An 18,876-nucleotide genomic window follows, 5' to 3' on the forward strand; every position below is an offset into this window, starting at 1 on the left:
AGTTTTGGATGATAAGGATCTGACGATGCGCAAGGACCGGTGTGCCGCTGCTTTGGCCATGGCGATGCTGATGCTCGCTGGCGCCAGCCATGCCCAAAAGTCCCCGTCTACGACCATGGTCTACAGCTGCGTGGATGCGGGTGGGCGCCGCCTGACGGCGGACCGGCCCATTGCCGCCTGCGCGGACCGTGAGCAGCAGGTCACCATGCCCGGCGGTGCGGTGCGCACGGTCGGGCCTACCTACTCCGAGCGTGAGCGCGCCGAGCAGGCCGCCCAGCAGCGCCGTGAGGCCGAAGAGCGCTACCGCGCCAACGACGGCAAGCGCCGTGAGCGGGCACTGGCAACGCGTTTTCCGACCAAGGCCGCGCACGATGCCGAACGGGGCGAGGCCGTCGATGTGCTGCGCGCCCAGATCCGCATCGTGCAGGAGCGCCGTAGCTTCTTGCTGGAAGACCGCAAGAAGATCGACCAGGACATGGAGTTCTACAAGAAGGACCCGAGCAAGGCGCCCGCCCCGCTGCAGGCGCGCCTCGATGGCAACCGCCATGACCTGAAGGAAGTGGACGAGCAGATCGCCACGATCAACGACGAGATCAAGGCCACCAACCTGCGCTTTGACGAAGAGGCCCAAAGCCTCAAACCCTATTGGACCCCGGCCGCTTCCAGGTAGCCGCGCGCATGCCCCATGCCTCTTGACTCCCTCGCCCCAGGCCTGGCGCTGGCCGATGACCAGCGCGCGCGCTGCAGCTGGTGCATGGCCTCGCCCCTCTACCAGCACTACCACGACCATGAATGGGGCTTTCCCGTGCATGACGACCGCCGCCTGTTCGAGAAGATCTGCCTCGAAGGCTTTCAGGCGGGCCTGAGCTGGCTGACGATTCTGAACAAGCGTGAATCCTTCAGAGCCGCTTTTGCACAGTTTGATGCCCCGCAGATCGCGCAGTTTGGCGCCGACGATGTGCAGCGCCTGCTGGCCGATGCCGGTATCGTGCGCCACCGGGGCAAGATCGAGGCGGTGATCAACAATGCCCAGCGCCTGGCCGAAGTGCAGCGCGAGTTTGGCAGTTTTGACGCCTATCTCTGGCGCTTTGCGCCGGCGCCCGGCAGCCGGCCCGAGCACATCACCTTGGACGCCGTGCGCCAGATGGGTGTGCCGCCCGAGGCGGTCGCCCTGTCCAAGGACCTGAAAAAACGCGGTTGGAAGTTTGTCGGCCCGACCACGGTCTACGCCTTCATGCAGGCCATGGGCATGGTCAATGACCATCTGCAGGGCTGCCATGTGCGGGATGGCCAGCCGCCTTGAGTCTGCTGCTACAGCGCCGATAGCTCGCTGACCAGCAGCGAATAGCGCTGCAGCGATACGTATTGCCCATCGCGCTTGCTGCAGTCGCGCAGTAGCCCTTCATGGCAAAAGCCCAGGCGCGCCAGCAGCCGGGTCGATGCCGCGTTCTCCGGTTCCACATAGGCCACCACGCTGTGCAAGCCCAGCCGCGCAAAGGCGCTGGGCAGCCACTGGCGCAGCGCCTGGTCCATCCAGCCATGGCCCCAATGGTCGGGCAGCAGCCAGTAGCCCAGATCGGCACTGTCGGCCTCGTCGTCATGGTCGTAAATGCCGACGGCGGCGATCACGGCGCCATCGAGCAGCACCGCCTGCCACCAGCCGCTGCCCTCGCTGGCGACAGACGCATACCAATCGAGCTGTTCCTGCGCAATCGCGCGGGCATCGCTGTGCTCTGTTTCCAGCCCGTAGAACGCGGTCAGCCGCGCATCCCCCATCGCATGGGCGACGACAAACAGGTCAGCGGGGGAAAAATCGCGGAAATGGAGGCGGGCGGGCTGCAGCATGGTGCAAGCCTAGCACCGCTGGGCGGCGGTGCTGTGCGATAGGGAAGAGGGGGTGGTGAAACAGCTGTTAAGCCGCTACATGCCAGCGGGCGGGCTGGTGGCTGCCAACGGTCTGTATACCCAGCAGCGCCGCATTGCGCTGCAATACGGCTTCAAACTGCGCGCCGCTGGCACCGATCTGCTCGGCAGCGCCATCCCAGTAGTCGTCGGCAATCTGGGCGGCGGTGAAGTCACGGTGCGTGAACTTCTGCACAATATTGCGCAGCTTGTCGAGGTTGATGCTGTCGATATCGGTCATGGCAGGCCTCCGGTGCAAACATGGCCCCAGTTTGGCGCAAATGGGGCGGCTGTCAATCGGCAATCGCCGCCAAACCGGTGCTTTGAACAGGTTCTTAGCCGCGCATCGCCGCCGTGCTGCGCAACAGGCGCTGCACCAGGAGCGCGCCCACCCAGGCAACGCCGCCGATCCACAGCGGCACCAGCACATAGCTGCTGGCGCGCGCCCACTGGCCCAGCTCGTCCAGCTCCCGCAGCGGCCACAAGGCCAGCGCCAGGCCAAAGCCCCACCAGGCCAGCGCAAACAGCGCAAAGGCCCAGGGCAGCCAGGCGGGGCGGCCAGCGGCTGGGCGCTGCCTAGCAGGGCGGTTTTGCACAAACATCCACAGCACGGCGGCGAGCACCAGCAGCAAGGACAGGCCTGCCGCCACCGGCCACCACAGGGCCAGCGGCAAAAAGGCCAGGGTCAGCGAATCCATGGGGCCCGGCCTTTATTCCTTGTTGCAGAGCATGGAGTCAGCCAGGCTGCCCACGGTCACCCGCAGGTTCTTGCCCTTGTGGGCCTGCACCGCCCAGGTGTCGCTCAAGTCCTCGGGCACCAGGTCCTTGTCTTGCATCAGCTCGGGCTTTTTGTGCTCGGAGCGGTCCTGCTTGACCACCTCGGGCACGATCATCGTGATGGTGCTGCCGTCCATGCGCCACTGGCCCGTGCCTTGCAGCACAAAGCGGTACTGCTGCTCGCTGCTGGGCATGTCATAGGCCAGAAAGGCCTGCGAGCGCAGGCTATGGTCGGGGTTGAACTGGTTGGTGTAGGTAAAGCTGGCGCTGTCCTTGCCCATGCTGATCTGGAACTGGCATTCCCAGACCCCTGCCAGGTCGGCCTCGCTGATGCTGGCCGCCGCTGGCGCCGGGGCCTGCGGTGCCGGTTTGTCGCTGGGCGCCGCCTGCTGGGGCGCGCGGGGCGCGGGTTCGGCCTCTTTTTTGGAGGGCCAGAGGCTGGAGCAGGCGGCCAGGCCGGGGAGCAGCAGCACGCAGAACGTGGTGCGGAAGAGGGGAGTCAATGGCATCTGCGCACTCTACCAAAATCCGGTAAAGCCACGGCCCAGGTCTTTGTAGGCCCAGGCCGCTCGTGTGCCAGCCGTTTTAGCCCGCCAGGGTCGGGTAGTCGGTATACCCCTTCTCGCCACCGCCATAGTAGGTGCTGTTATCACCCTCGTTCAGTGCCGCGCCGCTGCGCAGGCGCTCGACCAGGTCGGGGTTGGCGATATAGGGGCGGCCAAAGGCGACGATATCGGCCTGGCCGCTGGCCACGCCTTGCTCGGCCAGTGCACGGTCATAACCGTTGTTCACCATCCAGGCGGCCTTGCCGCCGGCGCGGCGGTATTCCGCCTTGAAGGCCTCGTAGTCGAAGGGCCGGCCTTCGACTTCACGCGGGCCGCCGGTGGCGCCTTCGATCACATGGATATAGGCCAGGCCCAGCGGCGCCAGCTGGTGGGCCAGGTAGGTGAACAGGCTTTGAGGATCGGCGTCGTCGATGCCATTGGCGGGGGTGACGGGCGAGAGCCGGATGCCGACCTTGCCACGGCCGACCGCGTCGATCACCGCGCGGGTGACTTCCAAGGTCAGGCGGGCGCGGTTTTCGATCGAGCCGCCGTAGTCGTCGCGGCGGGCATTGGCGCCGGTCTTCAAGAACTGGTCGAGCAGGTAGCCATTGGCGCCATGGATCTCAACGCCATCGAAGCCGGCGGTCTTGACCGCATTGCGGGCGGCCGCAGCAAAGCTGTGCACGATGCCGGGGATCTCCTCGGCATCCAGCGCACGCGGCTCGGAGGTCGGCTCGAAGCGGCCTGTGCCGGTCGCAGGGTCGATCAGGAAGGTCTTGGTCTTGGCGGTGATGGCCGAGGGCGCCACCGGGGCCTGCTGGTCCGGCTGCAGCAGGCGGTGCGAGACACGGCCCACATGCCACAGCTGGCAGACAATCTTGCCGCCCTTGGCATGCACGGCGCGGGTCACCTGGCTCCAGCCATCGAGCTGGTCCTGCTCGTACAGGCCCGGCACATCGGCGTAACCCTGGCCCTGGTGGCTGATGGCGGTAGCCTCGGTGATCAGCAGCCCGGCGCTGGCGCGCTGCGCATAGTAGGTGGCAGTCATCGGCTGGGGCACCGCCTTGGGCGAGCGGTTGCGCGTCAAAGGTGCCATCGCGATGCGGTTGGCCAATTCCAAATCACCCACCTGCACAGGTTCAAACAGGTTATGGGTTGCGGTGCTTGTCATGCAAAACTCCTTGTGGTTGGATCACGGGCTTACCCGCTTTTTGTACCACGCAGCCCAGCCCTTTGCAGGCCAGGGTTGAAGCCCGGACCCTGTCGGCCAAGCGCCCGGCGGGCGCAATCCCAAGCAAATCAAGGGCTTCAATGCTGCAAAGCAGCATTTGCCGGTAGATGGCCTGGGCAGCCCCGGGTACTAGGGTCAACCCGACAACGCGTAATGGCAAAGGTTCTGCGCCATGATCGACCCGGGTCTGCCAGCTGCCGATCGCAGCCTGGTGGGCAGACCGCAGTCGTTTGTGAAAGAGAAAGCGCGCATTCATGACCAAAACATCGCTGGATAAATCGAAGATCAAGTTCTTGCTGCTCGAGGGCATCCACCCTTCCGCGCTCAAGGTGTTGCAGGCGGCGGGCTATACCCAGGTTGAGGCGCTGACCGGTGCCTTGGAGGGGGAAGAGCTCAAGCGCAAGATTGCCGACGTGCACTTTGTCGGCATCCGCTCCCGCACGCAGCTGACGGCCGATGTGTTTGCCGCGGCCAACAAGCTGGTGGCAGTGGGCTGTTTTTGCATCGGCACCAACCAGGTCGATCTGAATGCGGCGCGCGAGCGCGGTATTGCGGTCTTCAATGCGCCCTTCTCCAACACCCGCTCCGTGGCGGAGCTGGTGCTGGCCGAAGCCATCCTGCTGCTGCGCGGCATTCCTGAGAAGAATGCGGTATCGCACCGGGGCGGCTGGAAGAAAAGCGCCGACAACTCCTTCGAGATCCGTGGCAAGACCTTGGGCATCGTCGGCTACGGCTCGATCGGCACCCAGCTGTCGGTGCTGGCCGAAGGCCTGGGCATGAAGGTTGTGTTCCATGATGTGGTCACCAAGCTGCCGCTGGGCAATGCCCACCAGGCCGCCAACCTCAACGCCTTGCTGGAGCAGTCCGACATCGTGACCCTGCACGTGCCCGAGCTGGCCTCGACCCACAACATGATTGGCGCGGCCCAGATCGCGGCGATGAAGCCCGGCAGCATTTTGATCAATGCCTCGCGCGGCACCGTGGTGGACCTCGACGCGCTGGCCCAGGCGTTGCAAGCCAAGAAGCTGCTGGGCGCCGCCATCGACGTGTTCCCGGTCGAGCCCAAGAGCAACAAGGACGAGTTCCAGTCGCCGCTGCGCGGCATGGACAACGTGATCCTGACCCCGCACATCGGCGGCTCGACGATGGAAGCCCAGGCCAATATTGGCCTGGAAGTGGCAGAAAAGCTGGTCAAGTACAGCGACAACGGCACCACCACCTCGGCCGTGAACTTCCCCGAAGTGGCCCTGCCCGAGCACCCTGGCAAGAACCGTATCCTGCACGTGCATGAGAACCGCCCGGGCATCCTGTCCGCCATCAACCAGGTGCTGGCCGACAACGGCATCAACATCGCCGGCCAGTACCTGCGCACCGATGAAAAGGTCGGCTATGTGGTGATCGATATCGACCAGGAATCGTCGGCGCTGGCGCTGGAGAAGCTGGCCCAGATCGCCGGCACCATCCGCTGCCGCGTGCTGTTCTGATGCTGCGCCCACCGCACCGCGCCCAGCGGTATCGGTGCAGTGGGCGGCTTTAGACACCCAAGAAAGAGGCTTATGCCTCTTTTTTCTTAGCTGCTGTTGGCATATCGATGCATGAAATGCGTCGTTGTGGAGGCGCACCCCGCTGCCTAGCATGAAGGCTTCAACCCGATTGCCAGACCACGAGGAGCGCCCATGAATGCCATCACCAATGTTCGCCACCTGAGCCCAGCGGCCGATGCCGCCGCAGCCACTGCCCTGCACATCGAGCCCCTGGCGGGCCGCATCGGCGCGGTGGTGCATGGGGTGGCGCTGTCGGGTACGCTGGAGCCGGCGCTGTTTGCCCAGATCAAGGCAGCGCTGCTGCAGCACCGGGTGATTTTCTTCCGGGGCCAGCAGCACCTCGATGACGCCAGCCACCAGGCCTTTGGCCGTTTGTTTGGCGAGATCGAGGCCCACCCCACCGTGCCCGCCCCCGATGGCACGGCCTTTCTGGAGCTCAACTCGCAGCACGGCGGCCGGGCCGACTCCTGGCACACCGATGTGACCTTCAAAGCGGTCTTCCCCAAGGTCTGCGTGTTGCGCGCGGTGACCTTGCCCGGCCATGGTGGCGACACCGTCTGGGCCAATACCGTGGCCGCCTATGAAGGCCTGCCCGCGCCGCTGCAGCAGCTGGCCGAGCAGCTTTGGGCCGTGCATGGCAATGACTATGACTATGCGGAGAACTTCCGCCAGAACACAGCCGCCAGCCAGACCGAGACGCAGGGCCGCGCCAGCTACCGCAAGGTGTTCACCAGCAAGACCATCGAGTCCGAGCAGCCGCTGGTGCATGTGCATGCCGAGACGGGCGAGAAGGCGCTGCTGCTGGGCCACTTTGCCAAGCGCATCAAGGGCCTGCGCAGCAATGAGTCTGCCGCCTTGCTGCAGCTCTTCCATGAGCGCATCGTGCGCCTGGAAAACACCGTGCGCTGGCACTGGCAGCCGGGCGATGTCGCCATCTGGGACAACCGCGCCACCCAGCATTACGCGATCAATGACTATGCCGATGCCCACCGCGTGATGCGGCGCGTGACGGTCACCGGCGACGTGGCGACCTCGGTCGATGGCCGCAGCAGCGTCGACCTGACTGTGCGCGAGCCGGCAGCGGCCTGAGCAGCCTGGGCGCAGCTTCTTCCCAACAGCCAACACCCTGATCGCAGATGGCGATGGCCGCCTGCGCGCACCACAGAGAGTTTCCATGACCCGAACCACCTACCACTACAAAGGCGGCCTGCTGGTGCCGCGCCGCAAGCTGCTGGTCTCTGCGCTGGCGGCCGGCGCCGGCAGCATGCTGGGCTTTCCGGCGCTGGCGCTGGACAGCAAGCCGCTCAAGGGCGTAACGCTCAATACCTCGCTGTACAGCTCGCCGTATTCCAAGCTGCTGCGGCCCTGGATTCCCGAGTTTGAGGAGGCGACCGGCGCCAAGGTGAACTTCGACACGCCCGGCTTTCCGGTCTACAACCAGCGCGCTGACCTGGAGCTGTCCACCAAGGGGGCGGCGTTTGATGCGGTCAATGTCACCTTCATCTATTCGAGCCGCTGGATCAACTCGGGCTGGCTGACGCCGCTCGATGGTTATATCAACGACGCCAACAAGACGCCGGCAAGCTTTGATATCCGCGACTTTCTCGAAGGCGCGCTGGCGCCCGAGCGAGGCCGTGACGGCCAGCTCTATGGCATCCCCTGGCAGGCCGAGGTCACGATTGCGGCGGCCTCGCGCTTTGATGTGCTCAAGCAGTCTGGCCTGGCCTTTCCCGATACGACGGATGCCTGGCTGGAAGCGGCCAAACTGCTCAACCGCAAGGAGCGCGCGGCCGGCTTTGTCACCGACAACCACTATGGCTGGACCTTTATCCCCTTCTTGCAGGCCTTTGGCGGCGATGTGTTCCGCAAGGCACCCGATGACCTGTTCCCCACCTTGGACAGCCCCGAGGCGATAGCAGCAGCCGACTACTTTGCCCGCCTGCTGCGCGAGTACGGGCCCGACGGTGTGGTCTCCTACACCTCGGACCAGGCCGTGCAGTCGCTCAAGGCCGGGCGCAGCCATTTGAGCGTGCAAGGCCAGATCAACCTCTCGCAGCTGGCCGATAAGTCCAGTAGCAAGGTGGCAGCATCGGCGGCCTGGGGCCAGGTGCCCAAGGGCGTGGCCGGGCGCTTTCCGGGCACGGCCATCCATGGCTGGGGCATTCCGGTGGGCAGCAAGAACAAGGATGCGGCCTGGCAGTTCATCCGCTGGGCCACTTCCAAGGAAACCTTGCAGCGCGCCGTGGCCGCAGGTTATGGCTCGCCCACGCGGCGCTCGGACATCGACTCGCCCGCCTACCGTGAGCGCCAGCGCGTCAACGGCTATGACATCGCGTCGCTGGTGACATCGTCGGTGGAGCTGTCGGCCAAGCAAGGCCATATGAAATACCGCACCGTGGCTGCCTACCCGCAGGTGGACCAGCAGATCAACAAGGCCATCGAGCTGATCGTGACCGGCCAGCGCACGCCCGAGCAGGCGATGAAGCAGGCGCAGACCGCGTCGATTGCCGAGCTGCGCCGCGCTGGCGTCTCGGTCTGAGCAGCGAGGGAGCGCAGCCATGCCGCCCACTGCATCTCTCGCGCCGCAGGCGCTCGACACGGGGTCTGCGCGCCCGCTGCCCAGCCAGGCGCGCGGCAAGCCCGCTGCGGCTGCAGCGTCGCGTAACTGGCAGCGCAACTGGCAGCGCGAATCGGCACGGGCCTATGGCCTGGGCCTGGCGCCGGCGCTGGTGGTGCTGGCCGCCATCACCTTGCTGCCGCTGATCACGCTGGTGGTGGTGAGCCTCACGCCGCTGAGCCTGACCGACCCGGCAGCGACCTTCCATTTTGAGCAGCCTGGCGGCAACTATGCGCAGCTGCTGCAGGATCAGCGCTTTGTCGATTCGCTCTGGGTGCAGGCCAAGCTCTCGTCGGTCAGCGTGCTGCTGCAGCTGCTCGTCGGCCTGGGCCTGGCCTTGCTGCTGCACAGCAGCAGCAAGGTGGTGGCGGGCCTGCGTACGTTCTTTCTGATCCCGATGGTGCTGCCGCCGATTGTGGTGGCCCTGGTCTGGAAGATCATCTACACGCCCGACATCAGCCCCATGCATGCGCTGCTCGAGCAGTGGGGCTGGCCGCTGCGCTCGCTGATCGCCAACCCTGACACCGCGCTGTGGGCCATTGTGGCCGCCGATGTCTGGCAGTGGTTCCCGTTCACGATGCTGATGGTGCTGGCGCAGCTGCAGATGGTGCCGCGCGACCCGGTCGATGCCGCCCGCATCGATGGCGCCAACCGCTGGCAGGTGTTTGTCTACATCGTGCTGCCCTATCTGCAGCGCACCCTGGTGGTCTGCGCGCTGTTCCGCCTGATCGACAGCTTCAAAGCCTTTCCGCTCTTGTATGTGCTGACCAATGGCGGGCCGGGCACTGTGACCGAGGTGACCAATTTCTACGGCTTTATCCAGGCCTTCAACTTCTCGTACTGGGGCTACGGCAGCGCCATTGCGGTGGTGATGCTGGCCATCATCTTTGTGCTGAGCGCACTGGTCAGCCGCCTGGGCCGGGCCAAGGGAGATGCCCATGCACGCTGAGACCTGGCACCACGCAGCACCTGCGCTGCCCGTATGGCAACGCGCCGTGCAAGGCCTGCAGCGCCATCTGCGCAGCACCGCCGCCGTGCTGGTGCTGATGGTGGTGCTGTTGCCCTTTTTGTGGATGCTGCAGATGGCCTTTCGCCCGGCGGGCGATGCGCTGTCGCTGGATCTGCTCTTCAGCCCCACGCTAGAGGCCTTTGCGGGCCTGTGGCAGGACAACTTTGCGCGCTCCTTTGGCAACAGCTTGCTGGTGAGCGTGCTGTCCACCGGGCTGTCGCTGCTCTTGGGAGTGCCCGCTGCCTATGCGCTGTCGCGCTGGCGCTTCAAGCAGCGGCGCCAGGTGGCGTTGTGGGTGCTGTGCACGCGCATGGCGCCGCCCATTGCGTTCACGATTCCGTTCTTTCTGGCCTTTCGCTGGCTGGGCCTGCTCGACTCGGTCTGGGGCCTGGTGCTGGTCTACCTGACCTTCAACCTGGCCATCGTGATCTGGATGATGCAGGGCTTTTTTGAGGCCATTCCCACGGCGCTCGAAGAGGCGGCCTGGATGGACGGCTGCAGCATCTGGTCGGCGTTTTGGCATGTGACCTTGCCGCTGACCCGGCCGGGCCTGGTGGCCACCGCCGTGCTGTGCTTCATCTTCTCGTGGAGCGACTTTTTCTTCGCACTGATTCTGACCCGCACCCAGGCGGTGACGGCGCCGGTCGCCATCGTCAATTTTCTGCAGTACGACGGCTGGGAGTGGACCAAGATTGCAGCGGCCGGCACCTTGGTGATGCTGCCGGTGCTGCTGTTCACGGTGCTGGTGCGCAAATACCTCGTTCACGGCCTCACCGCCGGTGGCGTCAAGGACTGAGATGGCTTCGATTGCATTGAGACAGCTGCGCAAGCACTTTGAGGGGCACGATGTGCTCAAGGGCATATCGCTCGATATCGCCGAGGGCGAGTTTGTCGCGCTGGTCGGCCCATCTGGCTGCGGCAAATCCACCTTGCTGCGCATGCTCGCCGGGCTGGAGGAGGTGAGCAGCGGCCAGATTGTGCTGGGTGGCCAGGTCATCAACGGTGTGCCGCCGCGCGAGCGCAATATCGCGATGGTGTTCCAGAACTATGCGCTCTACCCGCATATGACGGTGGCCGAGAACCTGGGCTTTGCGCTCAAGCTGCAGCGCCAGGCGCCGGCGGCCATTGCGCAGCGCGTGCAGCAGGTGGCCGAGATCCTGGGCCTGGAGCCGCTGCTGGCCCGCCTGCCTGCCCAGCTGTCGGGCGGCCAGCGCCAGCGTGTGGCCATGGGCCGCGCCATTGTGCGCGAGCCACTGGCCTTTTTGTTTGACGAGCCGCTGTCCAACCTGGATGCCAAGCTGCGCGTGCAGATGCGCACCGAGATCAAGGCCTTGCACCAGCGTCTGCGCACCACCACGGTCTATGTGACCCATGACCAGATCGAGGCCATGACCATGGCCGACCGCATTGTGGTGATGCGCGATGGCCTGATCGAGCAGGTGGGCACGCCGCTGGAGCTGTACGACCGGCCGCGCAATGCCTTTGTCGCGCAGTTCATCGGCTCGCCCTCGATGAACCTGATTGCCGCCCGCACGCAGCAGGCGCAGGGGGAATGGCAGCTGGTGACCGACGATGGCCTGCGCCTGCCGCTGCTGCCCGGCCTGCAGGCGCAAGGCGAGCGTGCGCTGTGGCTGGGCGTGCGGCCCGAACATGTGCAGCTGGCAGTGGCGCCCCTGAGCGGTGTCGTCACCAGCGCTGCGACCGTCGAGGTGGTGGAGCCCACCGGCGCCGAAACCCAGGTGGTCAGCCGCTTTGGCCAGCAGCCTCTCATTTCGACCGTCAAGGAACGCCTGGCGCTGGCCCCGGGCCAGGCGCTGCATTGGCACACGGCGCCGCAGCATTGGCATGTGTTTGACCGGCAAAGCGGTGAGCGGCTCAACGTCGCTTAATACCAAGCCCCTAATGCACAAAGGCTCCCAGTCGGGAGCCTTTGCGTTGCTGGGTGCCGGTGTTTAAGCCAGGGGGCCTGCGGTCAAGATTTCCGACAGCGCCTTGCGGGGCGAGGGCGTCTCGCGCTCGGCCAGGTCAGCGGGCAGGCTGGACTTGTCGCCGCGCTCGCCAATGGCGACCAGGCATTCGACCTGCCAGTTGTCACCGAGCTTGAGCACGGCGCGTGCAGCATCGCGCTCGATGCCGCCCATGGCGTGGGTGGCCAGGCCCATTGCATGGGCTTGCAGAGCCAGGTAGCCCCAGGCGCAACCGGTGTCAAAGCTGGGCGCGGGAGACTCGTCCTTGTTCGACAGCACCACCAGCAGGGCGCCGGCGTTCAGGCACCAGCGGCGGTTGAACTCGTTGGGGATGGTGGAAAACGCCTGCCAGTTGGCATCGCCGTTGATCGAATAGGCAAAGTGCCAAGGCTGCTTGTTGCTGGCCGAAGGGGCCCAGCGTGCGCCTTCCACAATGGTCTCGATGTCCTTGGCGGTCAGCGCCTTGCCGGAGAAGGCGCGGGGCGAGAAACGGTCCAGAAACTGGGGATGGATGGCATGGGTGGATTGGCGCGTCGTCATGGTCAAAAAGTGAGCAATAAGACCGCCAGCATGCCATATCTGCCGGTTTTTTGCAGGCCTAGATTTTTTGTTTATCGACCAGCTTGAAGGTGCCGGTGGCCAGGCCCAACAGGTTGCCAGCATCGTCATGCAGCTCGCCGCGCACAAACGACAGGCTCTTGCCGCGCTTTTCACAAACGGCCGTGCAGACCACATCGCCGCTGCCCGGTGCAATGTAATGAATGGTCAGGTCCACGGTGATGACGCCATAGCGCAACGGATCATGCGCGCGTGCGGCGCAGGACAGGCCCACATCGAGCAAGGTGGCGATGGCGCCGCCATGCATGTCGCCCCGGCTGTTGGTGTACTGCCTCTGGTAGGGCATGCGCACCCGGGCGCGCTCATTGCCGATCGCCTCGCCCTTGAGCAGGAAGGCTTCGGCCATGGCCATGCTGAGGCCGAAAATCTGGTTGGCGGGCTCATCCACGGTGTAGGCGGGAATGTCGTTGGCAACAGCGGAGGATGCAGTGGTGGTCATGGAGCAGGCGCAGCAGGTTCAAAACCTTGGATGTTAGCGGCTGGGCCGCCAAGCCGCGCCGCATGGCTGACACCTGGGAGTCGCCGCTGCAGTGGCGCCCAGCTTCGTTTGCAAAGCGGCTGCCTCCACTTCTGTGCCCTCGGTTTATCATCGCTGGCTTATGCCCGTCTGGCCCCCGTCGTCCTCTCTGTCATCCCCGTATTGCCCGCGCTGCGGCGCAGCGAACTGCCGCAGCGCAGGTGCGCGCGACCGCTTTGCCTGCCTGCAGTGCGGCGCGCAGTTCCGGCTGGAGCAGCTGCAGGGCCAGGTTTTCACTGGCATGTCCACGACGGCAGACGCAGCCAGCGGGGCGCGGCTGCGCCGGCATCTGCCCTGGCTGGCAGTGCTGCTGGCCATGCTGCTGTCCATCCCCTGGTGGCTGCCCCGGCTGAAACCCGGGCTCCAGCTGAAGCTGCCCGCTGCCTGGCAAGACAAGGCAGCGCCGTTGGCGCTGGGCCGCAGCGAGGCGACGACGCTGATCGAGCGCAATGGCCAGCGCCTGCTGGTGCAGCTGTTTGAAAACCGCGAGCAGGGCGATGTGGTCTACCGCGTGCTGGTCCGTGATGCGGCCACCGGCGCCAGCCTGGGCGAGCCCCAGCGCATGGCCATGCCCTGGGCCGGCAGCTCCGGACGGGCCGAGCTGCAGTTTTTCTCGGACGGGCAGCTCTACCTCTTTTTGCGGGAGCGCGGTTTTTGGCGGCTGGATCTGGCGAGCCTGCGCTTTGTCGATCTGCTGCCCCAGCTCAGCGAGAAATTTGCAGCGCAGCTGGGCGAGGGCATTGTGGGCGTAGCGCCCAAGGGCCGCGACCGGCCCGACAGCCTGGAGGTCACCAGCCGCAGCGGCAGCAAATACCTGGTGTACTGGCTGATCGGCCAGATCTGGCCGGCGGCCGACAGCAGCAGCCTCTACGAAATGGCCCAGGCCGGCTACCGCCAGGAGATCGCCTTCTACCGCTATGAATCGCTGCCCCGCCCGACCGGCGAGGAGGGCCGCGCGCTGCTGGTGCAGTCCTGGTGGCGGCATGAGCCCGGCCAGCCGGCCTACTTTGGCTATTACGACCTGCAGCCCAGCGACAGCCGCGAGGTGCAGAGCTCGCCGCGCAGCTATGTGGCCATTGGCGATGGCTTCTCGACCCGCCCCTATGCCACCAAGGACCGGGGCCTGCTGCGCATCAAGGTGGTGCAGCCGGCGGTGCCGCGCTTCCATGCCGATGTGATGGCCGAGAATGCGCGCCGCCTGCTGCTGGCCTACAACCCCACGCCGCTGCGGCAGGAGGGGCGCGTGATCCAGCTGCTGGACAAGGCCAGCGAGCAGGTGGTGTGGAGCCGCACCATCGACCAGTTGCCCCCGCTGGGCCAGCGCGAAGGCGGCATGTATGTCACCGGCCAGGCCGTCAGCGCCGGCTTTTTGCTGCTCGATGACATGCGCCAGCCCGCGCTGCTGATTGGCGATAACGGCGAGGTGCTGCAGGACTTTGGGGCTGCGGCCCAAGGAGCCGCGCAGTGAGCATTCCTCGGCGTTTTTATCTTCCGCTGGGCCTGGGCTTTCTGTTCTTTTTTGTGCTGCCGCTGCTGGTGCCCGCGACGGTCAAGCTGCTGCAATCGGGTGCAGACAAGGCCGAGGAGCTGGGCGATGTGGCGGCCTCGGCCGTCTACCAAGGAGAGGACGGCAGCCTGCGCATGCTGCGGGTGATGAAGCACAGCACCGCGCAGGACGATGTGTTTGTGCTGCTGGACAACGACCTGCAGGCCAAGCAGCTGCTGGGCGAGCCCCAGCGCATTGTGCTGCCCCGTGCCCAGCTGCGCCAGCCGGCCCGCCTGCGCAGCGAGGCCAATGGCCAGCTGTCGCTGCTGCTCAATGACCGGCACTGGTGGGTGCGCGAGCCGGCGCAGACCGCGTTTGCGCCGATGGATGCCGCGCTGCGCCAGCGCTTTGCGGCCGAGCTGGGCACAGGCGTGTCCAAATATGCGTTTGGCGAGGTACGCGAGCCGGGGCTCTTGGATGTGACCAGCAATACCGGCGACCGCTATGCGCTGTACTGGGCCAGTGGCGAGCTCTACCCCTGGGCCGAGCGGCTGCAGCGCTGGCAGCAGCGCCCCTGGGCACAGTACCCGCAGACGGCCTCGCGCATCGACTATGCCGACTTTGACACCGACGTGGCCCAGTACGGCATGCCGATGATCTTGCTGCAGTTTGCGCAAAAGGTGCGGCCCGGCGAGTTTGAGCGCTGGCCCCGGCTGAGCGTGCACTCCAGCGCCGACAAGCAGGTGCGCGCCGCCCCCAAGCTCTACCAGCCAGTTAGCGATGGTTTTGTCGTCAGCCGCCAGGCGCTGCGCGAGGCGGGCATTACCCAGATTGCAGCGGTGGCCAGCGTGCCGGTGCAGTTCAGCGGCGAGGTGCTGGCCCGCAATGCGGACCGGGTGCTGATGCGCTACGACGAGACCCCTACCACCGCCGCCGAGGTGGTGCTGCAGATCGTCGATGCGCGCAGCCTGCAAGTGGTGTGGCGCAAGTCCACGCGCGAGATGCCGCAGCTGCTGTTTGACGGCGAGCACCTGGCGGCCCAGGCCTGGCCCGGTGGTTTTTACCTGAGCACCGGCATGAACCTGCCGGCCCTGGTGATCGACAGCGAGGGCCAGACCTTGGTCGACTTTCAGCCCCAAAAGCGGCTTGAGGCAGCCAGCGAAGACTGAGGCATCAGCGCATGCATGCGCGGCCCGGCTAGCCCATGGTCAACGTGGATAGTGGACGATAAAAGTGCAGCGCAATACGATAGTTATTTAGCGGCCTACAGCGCTGTTTTGTAAAGAAATTTTGCAAATCCACCGGCCTGTTTACGTAAAGCCAAACGAATCTCCAAAACTCCTACAGCCAGCGCCAGCCCGCAGCGGCACCATGTCCTCACGGCAGGCGTTTGCTCCTGCCGCCAACCTGACACTGAAGGAGTAAGCGCCATGAGCCAGCAGAACCACCAACAGTCCGGACAGCAGCCTGCCCAGAAAAAGGAGCAGCAGCAACAGCAACAATCCCCGAAGCAGCAGCAACCGGGCCAGCAGGACCGCAAGCAGCCATCGCAGAAGTAGTCTGCGACTGCGCGGCCCACGAAGACCAGACGGAGCACCCCATGCAACAACTGCCTTTGCCGATGACCAAGCAGCAGCCTTGGCCGCTTCAGCAGGGCCAGCCGTTGCGCGAGGCCAAGTACTCGCAGCAGCAGTGCAAGTGCAACCGGCGCCAACTGGGCACCGAGCCCAAGACACCGGACAACGCACAGATGTGCTGATCTTCTGAGCCCCTGCACCAAAGCCCGCACGATGTGGGCTTTTTCGTGGGCGCGGCAGCGCACGCGCGGCGATACTGGCGCTCTCGACCAACTCGCCAGCCGATATCGATGAACACCGGATTCTTCGCGCAGCCCAATCCGCCCTACCGCCGCGCCAACTACAGCTTTGCCTACCAGTGGTTGGAGGATGTCGGCAGCCTGGCCGCCTTGCTGGCGCATGTCGAAGCGCTGCGCGCCGCAGACCCCGCGCACCGCTATCTGTGCACCTTGGACGATATCCAGCAGGGCAGCTACACCAGCGGCCATGCCAGCCAGGATGACCGGCTTTACCTGGCCAGCCCGCTGGATATGGACTGGGACGACTCGGCGCAGGAGGCGGCCTGGGATATTCAGGCGCTGCAGCACCGCGCGCGCCAGCTGCGCCAGGCCCAGGGCCCGCAACGTTGGGCCGATGTCTGCGGCAGCCTGGCGGTAAGCGCCAGCGATATCGACGCACTGCTGGCCGCCAATTGCAGTCCCGATCTGCTGCTGGACGATGTCGTCTACATCCAGCGCCTGCCGTTGGCCAGTGACGACCCGCTGATCGCCGGCCAGCCCAATGGCTATTTCAGCGCCGACTGGGACAGCTTTCAGAACCATGCCATCCACCAGCGTTTGGCGCAGCAGCATGGCTACCAGCTGTACGCGATGGGCGCCGCCTGGATGGCGCTGGCCCGCCCACAGCCGCCCGATGGTGCGCAGGCACAGGCGCTGGTGGAGGATTTGCGGGCGCTGTATGCCTCGGGCGATGAGGCGTTGCTGGCCCATCCGGGCTGGCAAGCCTTGCCAGCGGTGCTGCAAACCCAGCGCATCCTGGTCATGGGATATACCGACGACATGGCCGACCGCTGGGAGTAGACGATAGGGATCCGCTGCAAAACTCCCTGCCATGGTCTGAGCGCGGGCTCGGGCGATCCGTTGCGTTGTCCTCCTTGTCAATAGCGCGCTATTGACTGCAAAAAGGCGCCTTGCGGCTCATCCCTATCCGGCGCCTATCCCGCTGGGCGAGGGTTTTGCAGAGCATCCCTCGCTTGTACTTCTGTGAAGGACGGAAAAGGGATGTGTGCTTTGCTCCGCCGTGGCAGGGGGCGAGGCGCTGCAGAGGCTTTGCAAAATGTGCGGCGAGAAACGTCTCGAAGCAGGCGGCGCGTCAATTCCTACACCGGCCCCTGGGCGGCAGCGCGACTATAGAGCCATGGCAGGGCAATGTCGCCCCGTCATCATCTTGAAGGAGCTAACGCTATGAATCAGCAAAACAGCCAACGCAATCCCAACCAGGTGAACCAGCAGCAATCGGGCCAGAAACCCGGCTCGCAAAAAGAGCAGCAGCACCAGCAGCAGTCGCCGCAGCAAAAGCAGCCTGGTCAGCAAGATCGCTCTCAGCAGCAGCGCTGACTGTGCTCAGTGGGACTGATAATCTTCATGAGATAATTCATGAAGACTAAGCTTTATGGCATTTGCTGTGTAGTGCAGTAGTTATGCCATTTAATACACCGCTGTCACTTTTATAAAAATATTCATACATGACCCGCTTTTGTGGGTCATTTTTCATACAAGATGCGTTAGCGAATAGTAGATGGCGTTGAGATGAATTTAAGCTGAACGCGCCATTGTGATTTTAATTATCTTAAATTAATTAATTTTGTCTGTTAATTTTTTGGATTTGGAATTTTTTCAATTAGTTTTTTAATTGTATCATTTAGGTCAAAATTTTCATTGTCGGAATTATCTATTTTCTGATTTGTGAAAAAATGCTGAGATAAATCTACTTTTACTTTATTAAGATCATTGTTGTTTAAAGAAGAGAAGTATAAATCTATTGTGTTTAACGCGATTTCTTTATTGCTTAAATCATTTCCTCTTTGGCGATGCTTGTTGCTTTCTTTTGAAAGCCATGATGCACCAGCAAGTAAAATCAAAACAATGGATATTTTTGTAATCACGTAGAATATATAATCTCGATCATTCGAATTATTCATGAATGCGTTTGAATTGTATTTTTCTATAGATGATTCTATATTCCCAAGTGCTAATATTGAAGTGACAATCGCGGTGCCAAGAAAGCATATCACTAAAAATCTGAAAATATTAGAGAATAGGTATTCAGATTTGGCAGCCTTTTGATAATGTTGCGCCAATAAATTTCCAGCTTCAGTGCCATGAAGATTATTTAAATTCTGTAACCTGTCTTTTGATTTTGGTATTTCTGTATTTATATACTCGATCAATTCTTTTGATTTGCCAGCTGATTGCGATTTTATTTCTTCGATTGCAGATGTTATGTTTTCCTTTGCGCTCTCTTTTATGGTGGATATAGAGTCTTTAATGGTTGATAATTCAGCTCTGGATTTTATGATATCTTCTTTTAAGTCGGATAACATTTTTTCGATTTGATTAATAGATTTATTTGATTTATTTGAATCTAATTCTCCATGAATTTCTACTAAGTTAGAAATTTCATTTTTATAGATTTCAAATTGCTCTATTAAATCAGACTCGCTTAATGACTCTGAAGAGATGTTATTAATATTATCTCTGATAGAATTCAATTTAGATATTAAAGCGCTAAAGTTAATATTACTATTCTGCGTTTCTTTTTCTAGTGAATTCACGATCAGAAAAGCAGTATCTTTTGCGCCAACAAATATGTGATATATGTGAAGTGGATTGTTGTCTCTAGATTTTATTATGTTTTTCAAATGACTTAAATGTCGGTTTAATTCTGATTTAAGGCCAATGCCTATTTTGGAGCTCTTGCTGTCTGTAAGAAACTCGTCCAGTTGGACTATTAAATCTCTAATGTTGTGCGCTAATTGGGTAAAAATATTGCTCATAAAAAAAGCCTCCGGACGGAGGCTTAATTTA

Annotated in this window: 23 protein-coding genes; 14 read left to right on the top strand and 9 right to left on the bottom strand. The window is 62.6% G+C overall.

The annotated features are described in order from the left end of the window. Nucleotides 1-25 precede the first annotated feature (25 nt). Both WH265_RS19245 and WH265_RS19250 read left to right on the top strand, forming a co-directional pair. On the top strand, nt 26-670 hold the full coding sequence (locus tag WH265_RS19245) for a hypothetical protein (RefSeq protein WP_021026825.1): 645 nt from the start codon (nt 26-28) through the stop codon (nt 668-670). A gap of 15 nt (nt 671-685) precedes the next feature. Next, nucleotides 686-1,303, top strand: coding sequence for a DNA-3-methyladenine glycosylase I (locus WH265_RS19250; RefSeq protein WP_339559357.1), 618 nt, complete (start codon nt 686-688; stop codon nt 1,301-1,303). Between the two features lie 8 nt (nt 1,304-1,311). On the opposite strand, the gene WH265_RS19255 is transcribed toward WH265_RS19250, so the two are convergent. The 6 genes from WH265_RS19255 to WH265_RS19280 all read right to left on the bottom strand — a co-directional run bounded on the left by WH265_RS19255 (nt 1,312) and on the right by WH265_RS19280 (nt 4,744). Next, nucleotides 1,312-1,845, bottom strand: coding sequence for a GNAT family N-acetyltransferase (locus WH265_RS19255; protein ID WP_339559358.1), 534 nt, complete (start codon nt 1,843-1,845; stop codon nt 1,312-1,314). Between the two features lie 67 nt (nt 1,846-1,912). Further along, the gene (locus WH265_RS19260; protein WP_021026822.1) at nt 1,913-2,143 is read right to left on the bottom strand and encodes a hypothetical protein; all 231 of its coding nucleotides are present in this window, start codon (nt 2,141-2,143) and stop codon (nt 1,913-1,915) included. 94 nt (nt 2,144-2,237) lie between these two features. Further along, entirely contained in the window at nt 2,238-2,600 is a 363-nt protein-coding gene (locus tag WH265_RS19265; protein ID WP_339559359.1) for a hypothetical protein, read from the bottom strand. 12 nt (nt 2,601-2,612) lie between these two features. Further along, on the bottom strand, nt 2,613-3,188 hold the full coding sequence (locus WH265_RS19270) for a hypothetical protein (RefSeq protein ID WP_339559360.1): 576 nt from the start codon (nt 3,186-3,188) through the stop codon (nt 2,613-2,615). Nucleotides 3,189-3,264: 76 nt separating this feature from the next. After that, on the bottom strand, nt 3,265-4,395 hold the full coding sequence (locus WH265_RS19275; protein WP_339559361.1) for an alkene reductase: 1,131 nt from the start codon (nt 4,393-4,395) through the stop codon (nt 3,265-3,267). Then, the gene (locus WH265_RS19280; RefSeq protein ID WP_339559362.1) at nt 4,373-4,744 is read right to left on the bottom strand and encodes a hypothetical protein; all 372 of its coding nucleotides are present in this window, start codon (nt 4,742-4,744) and stop codon (nt 4,373-4,375) included. The genes WH265_RS19275 and WH265_RS19280 overlap by 23 nt, the downstream gene beginning before the upstream one ends. Between WH265_RS19280 and serA the strand changes: the two genes are divergently transcribed. From serA to WH265_RS19310, 6 genes are all read left to right on the top strand, one after another. Next, nucleotides 4,710-5,939 (top strand): phosphoglycerate dehydrogenase, encoded by a 1,230-nt coding sequence (serA, locus tag WH265_RS19285; RefSeq protein ID WP_021026819.1) that lies wholly within the window; start codon nt 4,710-4,712, stop codon nt 5,937-5,939. The two genes, WH265_RS19280 and serA, sit on opposite strands and share 35 nt — an antisense overlap. Nucleotides 5,940-6,131: 192 nt before the next feature. Beyond that, entirely contained in the window at nt 6,132-7,088 is a 957-nt protein-coding gene (locus tag WH265_RS19290) for a TauD/TfdA dioxygenase family protein (protein ID WP_339559363.1), read from the top strand. A gap of 85 nt (nt 7,089-7,173) precedes the next feature. Further along, nucleotides 7,174-8,538 (top strand): ABC transporter substrate-binding protein, encoded by a 1,365-nt coding sequence (locus WH265_RS19295; RefSeq protein ID WP_339559364.1) that lies wholly within the window; start codon nt 7,174-7,176, stop codon nt 8,536-8,538. A gap of 19 nt (nt 8,539-8,557) precedes the next feature. Then, on the top strand, nt 8,558-9,565 hold the full coding sequence (locus tag WH265_RS19300; RefSeq protein ID WP_339559365.1) for a carbohydrate ABC transporter permease: 1,008 nt from the start codon (nt 8,558-8,560) through the stop codon (nt 9,563-9,565). Then, nucleotides 9,555-10,421 (top strand): carbohydrate ABC transporter permease, encoded by an 867-nt coding sequence (locus WH265_RS19305; RefSeq protein WP_239644950.1) that lies wholly within the window; start codon nt 9,555-9,557, stop codon nt 10,419-10,421. Before WH265_RS19300 ends, WH265_RS19305 begins: the two co-directional genes overlap by 11 nt. A 1-nt stretch (nt 10,422) precedes the next feature. After that, nucleotides 10,423-11,514, top strand: coding sequence for an ABC transporter ATP-binding protein (locus WH265_RS19310; protein WP_339559367.1), 1,092 nt, complete (start codon nt 10,423-10,425; stop codon nt 11,512-11,514). A 63-nt stretch (nt 11,515-11,577) separates the two neighbouring features. On the opposite strand, the gene WH265_RS19315 is transcribed toward WH265_RS19310, so the two are convergent. Together WH265_RS19315 and WH265_RS19320 are read right to left on the bottom strand one after the other, a co-directional pair. After that, nucleotides 11,578-12,132 (bottom strand): nitroreductase family protein, encoded by a 555-nt coding sequence (locus WH265_RS19315; protein WP_339559368.1) that lies wholly within the window; start codon nt 12,130-12,132, stop codon nt 11,578-11,580. Between the two features lie 58 nt (nt 12,133-12,190). Continuing rightward, on the bottom strand, nt 12,191-12,649 hold the full coding sequence (locus tag WH265_RS19320; protein WP_339559369.1) for a PaaI family thioesterase: 459 nt from the start codon (nt 12,647-12,649) through the stop codon (nt 12,191-12,193). Between the two features lie 160 nt (nt 12,650-12,809). On the opposite strand from WH265_RS19320, the gene WH265_RS19325 reads away from it, so the two are divergent. From WH265_RS19325 to WH265_RS19350, 6 genes are all read left to right on the top strand, one after another. Further along, nucleotides 12,810-14,195 carry a hypothetical protein gene (locus WH265_RS19325; protein WP_339559370.1) on the top strand — a complete coding sequence of 462 codons (1,386 nt, stop codon included), beginning with the start codon at nt 12,810-12,812 and terminating at the stop codon, nt 14,193-14,195. Further along, the gene (locus WH265_RS19330; RefSeq protein WP_339559371.1) at nt 14,192-15,382 is read left to right on the top strand and encodes a hypothetical protein; all 1,191 of its coding nucleotides are present in this window, start codon (nt 14,192-14,194) and stop codon (nt 15,380-15,382) included. The genes WH265_RS19325 and WH265_RS19330 overlap by 4 nt, the downstream gene beginning before the upstream one ends. 261 nt (nt 15,383-15,643) lie before the next feature. After that, the gene (locus WH265_RS19335) at nt 15,644-15,772 is read left to right on the top strand and encodes a hypothetical protein (protein WP_021026809.1); all 129 of its coding nucleotides are present in this window, start codon (nt 15,644-15,646) and stop codon (nt 15,770-15,772) included. 41 nt (nt 15,773-15,813) lie between these two features. Further along, on the top strand, nt 15,814-15,972 hold the full coding sequence (locus WH265_RS19340) for a hypothetical protein (RefSeq protein ID WP_165841215.1): 159 nt from the start codon (nt 15,814-15,816) through the stop codon (nt 15,970-15,972). Between the two features lie 108 nt (nt 15,973-16,080). Next, complete coding sequence (locus tag WH265_RS19345) at nt 16,081-16,869, top strand: hypothetical protein (protein WP_339559372.1); 789 nt, start codon at nt 16,081-16,083, stop codon at nt 16,867-16,869. Nucleotides 16,870-17,253: 384 nt separating this feature from the next. Further along, nucleotides 17,254-17,406, top strand: coding sequence for a transcription initiation factor TFIID subunit D10 (locus tag WH265_RS19350; RefSeq protein WP_339559373.1), 153 nt, complete (start codon nt 17,254-17,256; stop codon nt 17,404-17,406). Nucleotides 17,407-17,660: 254 nt separating this feature from the next. Here WH265_RS19350 and WH265_RS19355 read toward each other — a convergent pair whose 3' ends face one another. Next, nucleotides 17,661-18,845, bottom strand: a complete 1,185-nt coding sequence (locus WH265_RS19355; RefSeq protein WP_339559374.1) for a hypothetical protein — start codon at nt 18,843-18,845, stop codon at nt 17,661-17,663. Nucleotides 18,846-18,876: the final 31 nt, after the last annotated feature.

Source organism: Comamonas sp. MYb396 (assembly GCF_037479555.1).
Classification (GTDB): domain Bacteria; phylum Pseudomonadota; class Gammaproteobacteria; order Burkholderiales; family Burkholderiaceae_C; genus Comamonas.